Below are 6,644 nucleotides of genomic sequence, written 5' to 3' on the forward strand. Positions count from 1 at the left end.
AAGCGGATCACGCTGAGCCCCTGCCGGATCGGCAACATCGCACGAGCGGCACTCGTCCTCAACGGAATTTGGAAGTGATCACCGCCGAGAAAACCTCATTGGATCTCTGTCCATTGGTCAGCGGTGAGAAAGCTGTTCCGTCTTCCGAAGACTTCACGACGCCGCGCATAGTTGATCGGGGCACCCTCGGTGTCCAAGTGGTCGGCCAGAAGGGTGATTGCCTGCAGGATCTCCACGCCGGCTTCGTCCCTGTGAAGGGTTTCCAGTGTGCGGGACAGAGTCTTCATCTCAATATTTGTCCCAAAGATGCGCATTGCCTGAGGGAGATTGATCCATGCGCCGACTTGCAATGTGCTGACAGCCAAGGCCTGCTGGACGGTTGCCCAACTTAGGTTGCCAGCACATGTTCGCGGCATCAGTCGGAGGGTCCATGTGTCCCAGAGGCTGACGGGGATCTTCTCCGCCCTGGCTCGCGGCAGGTCCAATCCTTTGACTGGCTGACGAGGCCGTCCAATGGTGCTGCGGTAGTGGAGCCGAACGGCCCGGCGCCCGTGTTCGCGGTGTGTAGCGCCGAGGACGATCGCAGCCAGCTCGGACGACGCCTCTGTGCTCCATCTTTTGATGTCGCAGTGTGCAGTTTCTGAGCCCGACGCCTGAAGTCTGTCAGTGAGCCAAGCGATCCGGTCCATGGCGACGGATGGCTCTGGGGCGCTGAGGGCATGAAGAGCTGCAGAGAGTGCGATCCCTGTGGCCGCAGCATCTGTCGGAGCTGCCCAGGGCCCCTTGATGTGAGCTTCACGGCGGCCGCGGTAGCTGGTCAGGGGGGATCGGCGAAATTCGTTACACCGTTGAACGAGTTCGTTGTTTCCCCAGTGTACAAGGTCCTCGTCGCGTGCAACCGCCAGAACTCGAACGGCGAATGTCTTGAGGTCAGCTAGGATCTGTCTGACAGCAATCGGAGGGTGGCCGTAGACGCCGGCGAAGGCTGTCGTTGTCTCAGCCGGAACTTCGATCAGATCCGCGATCATTCGTTGCGTCCGAATCAGAGGGCTGTCTTCTTCCAGGACCGGTGCAGCAGCTTGCGCCAAGTCTTGGTTGCAGCGGTTGCGGAGACGATCCCCGGACTCCGTGGGACAAGTTCCTAGGACAGGAAGTGTTCCGAGGTAGTTGGCTCGGGTTCGCGGTATTGCGTCGCATGAGGGGCAACTGTCCGCCAAGAGCATCCGGTGACGCGTGCAGGCAAAGGTCCACGCCAGGCGCCAGGACAGTTGCCATCGCCCTTCGGTTTCCTTCAGACATGCGGGGCAGTAGCGGGATCCGCATGAGCGGCCCCAAAGCCGGTGCCGGTCGACCCGTCGACGCTGCAAGTCGATCTGGATCGCTCGGCCCTGCCACCGGGCCAGTGTCATATCACGCAATTGTTCCTGGTCAACGCCCGTAGCGAAGGCAAGGTGCTCAGATTCCTGCGAGGTGAGGGCGGTGGTCCAGAGCGGTTTGGCGAAGTCATGCCTGCTCATTCCGTCGCTGAGCCCCAGGGCCTCGATCATCTGCGAGAGCGGAGCCGCGTTCCGAACGGCCAGGGCATCCAGCCAACTGTCCAAGCCTTCGCCGGGCACGCGTGGAATGCGTAATGGGAGCGTACGTGTGGGGGCCACTAGGCCGCCTCCCCTGGACGGGCAGTTGTGCTCGGTTTCGATGTCCAGCGACGGGCTTTCAGCGCTGCTTCATGGTGCTTGCGGGCCTTCTCTGCCGCGGCATCCAGCTTGACGGTGTCGAGAAGTTCCTTGTCGATGCGTTCGGCTCCGATCCGGGTCGCGCGCTGGCAGCTGCGGTTAATCAGGGTCATGAGTGTGCCGATGTGACCAGTAGAGCGAGCATAAAGCTCGTCGCACAGATCGTCGGCCAGCATTCCCGGGAATTTTTGCGCAAGCACGATTCGCTGCTCCAGCCAGAGCAACAGGTTCCGCCATTCTCTGCGGTGTCCGTCATCGTCCACCGCGAAGGGTTCCATGGACAACGGCGTTGTGCGGCGGGCCGTCTGAGCAAGCGTGACGTCTCCGCACTCATCCATCTCGGAATAGAGACCGCGGCTCTCCAGTTCGACCCCGATGAAGATCAGACTGACTGGAAACTCGTTGGCGATGTATTTGAAGTGGTTACTGACTTCCTTTCCGTTGCGGTTCGACCACTTCAGGAAGTGCAGGTCATCGACGATCAGGATTTTCGTTTCGCAGTCGAGGACACAGTCCAATGCTCGTTGGAGGAACTGCGCGGAGGTTCCTCTGAAGCGCGCTGGGTGGGCGAAGAACTCCAGAATGGCGCGGTTGAAATCTTTCATCCCGGTGTTGCTCGTAAGGCCCACGCGGCAAACGGGCCACCTCTCGTTTCCAGTCTCGGTGAACGCCCCCTCTTCTTTGATCTCTCGCCGATGGAACTTCTGGGCAAAGTTGAGTACTGCGGTGGTCTTACCGAGCCCGGGGAAGGCGTCGACGGCCACGGCCCCCTTTGGCTTGTCACCGTCCTGGACATTGCTGTCAATGATGTCCCACAAGTCTCCCTGCAGAGCGGCGAGTTGGGGAGTTTTGATCGGCCCGAGGTTCGCGTGCCAGACCCGCCTGTCCTTGTCGTATTGGGTCCGGGCAGCGTCGCTCAGCCTGGTGAGATCTTTGGGTGTCAGCGGGTCAGGTTGGATTCGGGGTGGCGCCTCAGCGAGTGTGCGAAAACCTTCTTTGCGGGAGAGAGTGAGGTTGTCGAGCCGGGGGCGGCGGTTACCTCCTGTAGCGGCTGGTGTCTCGTCGCAGCTCATGCGTCCTCCAGGGCATCTGAGTAGAAGTCGCCATCTTCCTCAACGCTGTCGAGTTCGTCGTCCTCGTCGTCGTCGCCGGGTACCTGGCCTTCATAAGGTTCAGGCTCGGGTGCCTCGTCCTCTGCGTGTGCGGGGGACAACTCGGGAGCGGACACCACTCGAGCCACGGATGGCAGTGCCCTGACTTCGTCCCGAGAGTCAGTTTGGGGCAGTTCGATGGCGGATTGTTCACGCGCCATCCTCAGGGCAATGCGACGCTCCGATCTCGTCATGCCGAGTCCAAGATTCCAGCGTTCCAGCAGTTCGGCGACTGCAGTCTCGTCATCGGGGTAGCGGAATTTCTTGGCCGCCATCCGACGGGCGAGTTCCAGTGCGTCTTCGCTGACCGGGAAGTCCACTGCAGGGGCGTGTTCCCAGGTGAGTGTGTGCCACTTCCGAGTCTCGGGGTCACGGAAGTACACATGCGTGATGTCGTCTGGGTCGACCTGGATCGGCCATCGCCCCTGGGGGCGTGGTCCGGTGTAGGGGCTGGTCGTGTTGCGGTAACCGTCCAGGCCTGGGCCGTTGTAGCGACACTTCCGCGTCTCGACGCCGTAGTGGTGGATCGGCTTCCACTCAGTCTTCAAAAATTCAAAGCCCAGGTCGGGATCGCGTGGGATCTCGATGTAACCGGCTCTGGCGATTCCATGGTCGAACATGGAAGCCGGTGAGAATTCGAGCCCGGGAACCCTTGGGTCGACCAGGCCGTCGTGCGGACGGTGGTGGTAGACCACGGCGACCCACTCACGAATGATCGCTTCCAGTTCGTTCAGGAAGAAGAAGGCCTCGCCTTCTGGATTCAAACCACGCGACTGAACGTCCGGCCCTTTATAGCCGGGCAGCGTCTCGAGGAGCCCTTCACGTAGTGTTCTGAAAAATCTTTCGATCGGCCCTTTGTCTCTGCCTGTTCGCAGGCGAGCCGGCTGGATGGAGAGTCCGAGTCGCTGGCAGACGCTTGTGATGTGCTCGGAGACATAGACCTTGCCGTGATCGACCACGAGGGTCTCCGGGACCACTGCAGGACCTGCAAGCCCACGCCCAGGAGCCGCAGCCGCGTCAGCCATTGGGCCTTCGATCGAATTCCGGTCAAGGAAGACCGTGCGGGGAATTCCGTGGTCAGGCCAGACCGCGTAGCTGGGCCAGTCCTTCCCTGCCGGAGGGGGCCGGTAAGCCTGGAACAGGGTCGCCGCGACGTCGATGGATTGGGTGGACACTGGGGTCAGACGCAGTCCGCAAATGCAGCGGTCGTACCAGTCCATGGCGACAGTGAGTTCCGGCTGAACCCACTTCAGTGTGAGGGGATCAAGAGCGAACACGTCCAGCCGGTTGGTGTCCATCAGCAAGTACTCGCCGGGCCTGGTGGGCCGCAGCTTCCCGTAGGTAGTTCTTGGACGACTTGCGATGTCGCGGTTTCTCTTCGCGCTCAACCGGAATGTCGGCTGCCGCTTCTCGAGTTCATCCAGCCATCGGTAAGCGGTGGCCCTTGACGGCAGCCGCACTTCGTCTTTTCCGTAACGGGCAGTTAAGCGAGGACCCATGCTGCGGATGATCTTCGCCTGACTTGGTGTCGACGCATCTTCATGCTCCGCCATGATCTCCAGGGCCATCTCTGTCCACCGCGGGTCAGCGCGGCCCACCCCGCCAGATGTTGCCGACCGTTCCGGCGCCTCGCGAGTCAATGCGGCTTCCCGCTCACCATGAAATGCACTAACCCAGCGCTTAATGGTGCGGACGCTCACGCCGAGCTCCTGGGCTTTGGCCTGGTAGCGCTCCATCTTCGGGGTCCCCGGCGCGTACTCGGGGCGTGGTTCTGAGGGCGCTGCCAATCCACTCGATCCCGACCGAAAACCGTAGATGACCTCATTCAGGTGCGCGGCCCGTTCGCGAATACTTGCAAGTTCGTCGCCCTCCAGCTGGGCCAAGACCACGGAGGCTGTCTCGCCTGGGTCATCGGCTGCCGGCCCTGGACCATCGGCGATCACTTGAGCCCGGCCCGACATAAGGGCTTCTCGCAGAGATAGTCGAAATCTCCGGTCCATACCATCCTTGAGGAGAAGTTCGATCCCCGTAGCAGTTCCGAACATCTCCACTACCGTTACGACTTCACCGTCGTAGTGGAATCGCGTCCCTACCCCAACGCGCGCGCCAGCCCTACCCATACGCCCTCCCAGTCCGCGTCTCGGGGCCAATTGCGTCGTACTCGCCGTGTGCCTCGAACCGCCGGACTCAGCCGCTGGCCCAGGCAGCGAGTTCATTCCCGCACCGGCCACCACAGCTGGCGCCTGCCGGAGTTGATGCCGCTCCGACAACAAGGTGCTCAAATCGGTCGAGAGGTGCTGGGCCCACAGGAGATGCAGTACGGCGGCGCGTACAATCTCAACCGGCCAGTTCTGGACGGACCGAAAAGCCTCTCCGAGAGTCGCCCCATGGAAGTCTATGCTGCGCACTGCCTCCAGCAAGTCCGGGGCGAAAAGCCATTCACGTCTGTAGCCGGCCAAGAACCGGACATTCGCCAGTTCCACCTCAGGGGGTTCGCACCATGCTTGGAACTCCCACCCGTGCGACTCGGCAACGTCACGTGCCCAGCCAAGCGAGAAGGAGACCTTGGGGCGGGTTAATAAGTTTCGGGGTTTGACGTCCACGACTAACGGCACGAAGCCATCACGCAGAATCAGGAAGTCTGGGACATGACGGCGGAGTTCGCCGTTTACTCTCGCGGCAACCAAGAACGGCTGGGCAAGAATGCCGGTAGTTTCACGGGCGAAGTCGGCGTAGAGGAGGCGCGTGAGCTCCAGTCGCGACTCGTAGATCACGTGGGCCCGCATGGTTGAAGACCAATAGGTACCAGCGTAGTGCTTCTGCCCGTAGTACCACCGGAACGTTCGCCAGGGGGCGAATGCCCCTAGCTCGTCCATGATCGCACTCGGCCAAGTGCCTGTGGTGATTTTGCCGTCGCTGCGACGCAGACTCACCGAGACAGTTTCGACATCACACGCCATGCCACCCCCAGCATCGTGAGCGCCAGAAGCCAACGACGAAGGCAGCCAGCTCCATCACTTTCAAGGTGACATGGAGAAGGAACACCGTACAGGGAGAGACCGAACTTCACCGTTGCGGGTCTGTCCATGAACGACAGTCTCGTTTTCTGTGTCCCTTGGGCCAGACAAGGGACACAGAAAACGAGAAAGGGTCACTCACTTTGAGAACCTACAACAGGGCAGGCCTCAGGCCGTACGGCGCAGCAGCGCCAGGTACATCGCGTCCGTGCCGTGGAGGTGGGGCCAGAGCTGGACGTCGGGGCCGTCGCCGAGGTTGGGGACGCCGGGCAGGAGAGGGCGGGCGTCGACCCAGTCGGCGGAGGCGTCGCGGAGGACGTCCTCGACGACGGCGCGGGTTTCGGCGGGGTGGGGGGAGCAGGTGGCGTAGGCGACGACGCCGCCGACCCGGACGGCGCGGAGGGCCTGGGCCAGGAGGCCGCGCTGGAGGGGGGCGAAGCCGGGGAGGTCTTCGGCGCGGCGGCGCCAGCGGGCTTCAGGGCGGCGGCGGAGGGCGCCGAGGCCGGTGCAGGGGACGTCTACGAGGACGCGGTCGAAGCTGCCCTCGGCCCAGGCGGGGCGGGTGCCGTCGGCGACGATGACCTGGTAGGGGCCGGGGTTGCCGGCGAGGGCGCGGGCGACGAGCCGGGCGCGGTGCGGCTGCTTCTCGGAGGCGACCAGGACCGCACCGCGCTGCGCGGCGAGCGCGGCCAGGAGCGCGGCCTTGCCGCCGGGGCCGGCGCAGCCGTCCAGCCAGCGGGCGT

General features: G+C 62.7%; 3 protein-coding genes and 2 pseudogenes. 1 reads left to right on the forward strand and 4 read right to left on the reverse strand.

Going from position 1 to position 6,644, the window contains the following annotated elements; translation table 11 throughout:
- On the forward strand, positions 1-392 hold a 392-nt coding region (locus EFK10_RS51750), incomplete at its 5' end, for a hypothetical protein (protein WP_240677901.1).
- An 834-nt stretch (positions 393-1,226) separates the two neighbouring features.
- Here EFK10_RS51750 and EFK10_RS53690 read toward each other — a convergent pair.
- The 4 genes and pseudogenes from EFK10_RS53690 to EFK10_RS46560 form a co-directional block, all read right to left on the reverse strand.
- Positions 1,227-1,655 (reverse strand): annotated as a pseudogene (locus tag EFK10_RS53690) (TniQ family protein); the annotation flags it as partial.
- A complete protein-coding gene (locus tag EFK10_RS46550; RefSeq protein ID WP_127361657.1) occupies positions 1,655-2,806 on the reverse strand; it encodes an ATP-binding protein in 1,152 nt (383 codons plus the stop codon). The pseudogene EFK10_RS53690 and the gene EFK10_RS46550, both read right to left, overlap by 1 nt.
- Positions 2,803-5,844 carry a TnsA-like heteromeric transposase endonuclease subunit gene (locus EFK10_RS46555; RefSeq protein WP_127361658.1) on the reverse strand — a complete coding sequence of 1,014 codons (3,042 nt, stop codon included), beginning with the start codon at positions 5,842-5,844 and terminating at the stop codon, positions 2,803-2,805. The genes EFK10_RS46550 and EFK10_RS46555 overlap by 4 nt, the downstream gene beginning before the upstream one ends.
- A gap of 225 nt (positions 5,845-6,069) precedes the next feature.
- Positions 6,070-6,644 (reverse strand): annotated as a pseudogene (locus tag EFK10_RS46560) (rRNA cytosine-C5-methyltransferase); the annotation flags it as partial.

Source organism: Streptomyces soli (genome assembly GCF_003999195.1).
GTDB lineage: Bacteria > Actinomycetota > Actinomycetes > Streptomycetales > Streptomycetaceae > Actinacidiphila > Actinacidiphila soli.

Coding starts and splice junctions, on each gene's coding strand:
- EFK10_RS46550 (WP_127361657.1), bottom strand. CDS start 2,806: ATGAGCTGCGACGAGACACCAGCCGCTACAGGAGGTAACCGCCGCCCC.
- EFK10_RS46555 (WP_127361658.1), bottom strand. CDS start 5,844: ATGGCGTGTGATGTCGAAACTGTCTCGGTGAGTCTGCGTCGCAGCGAC.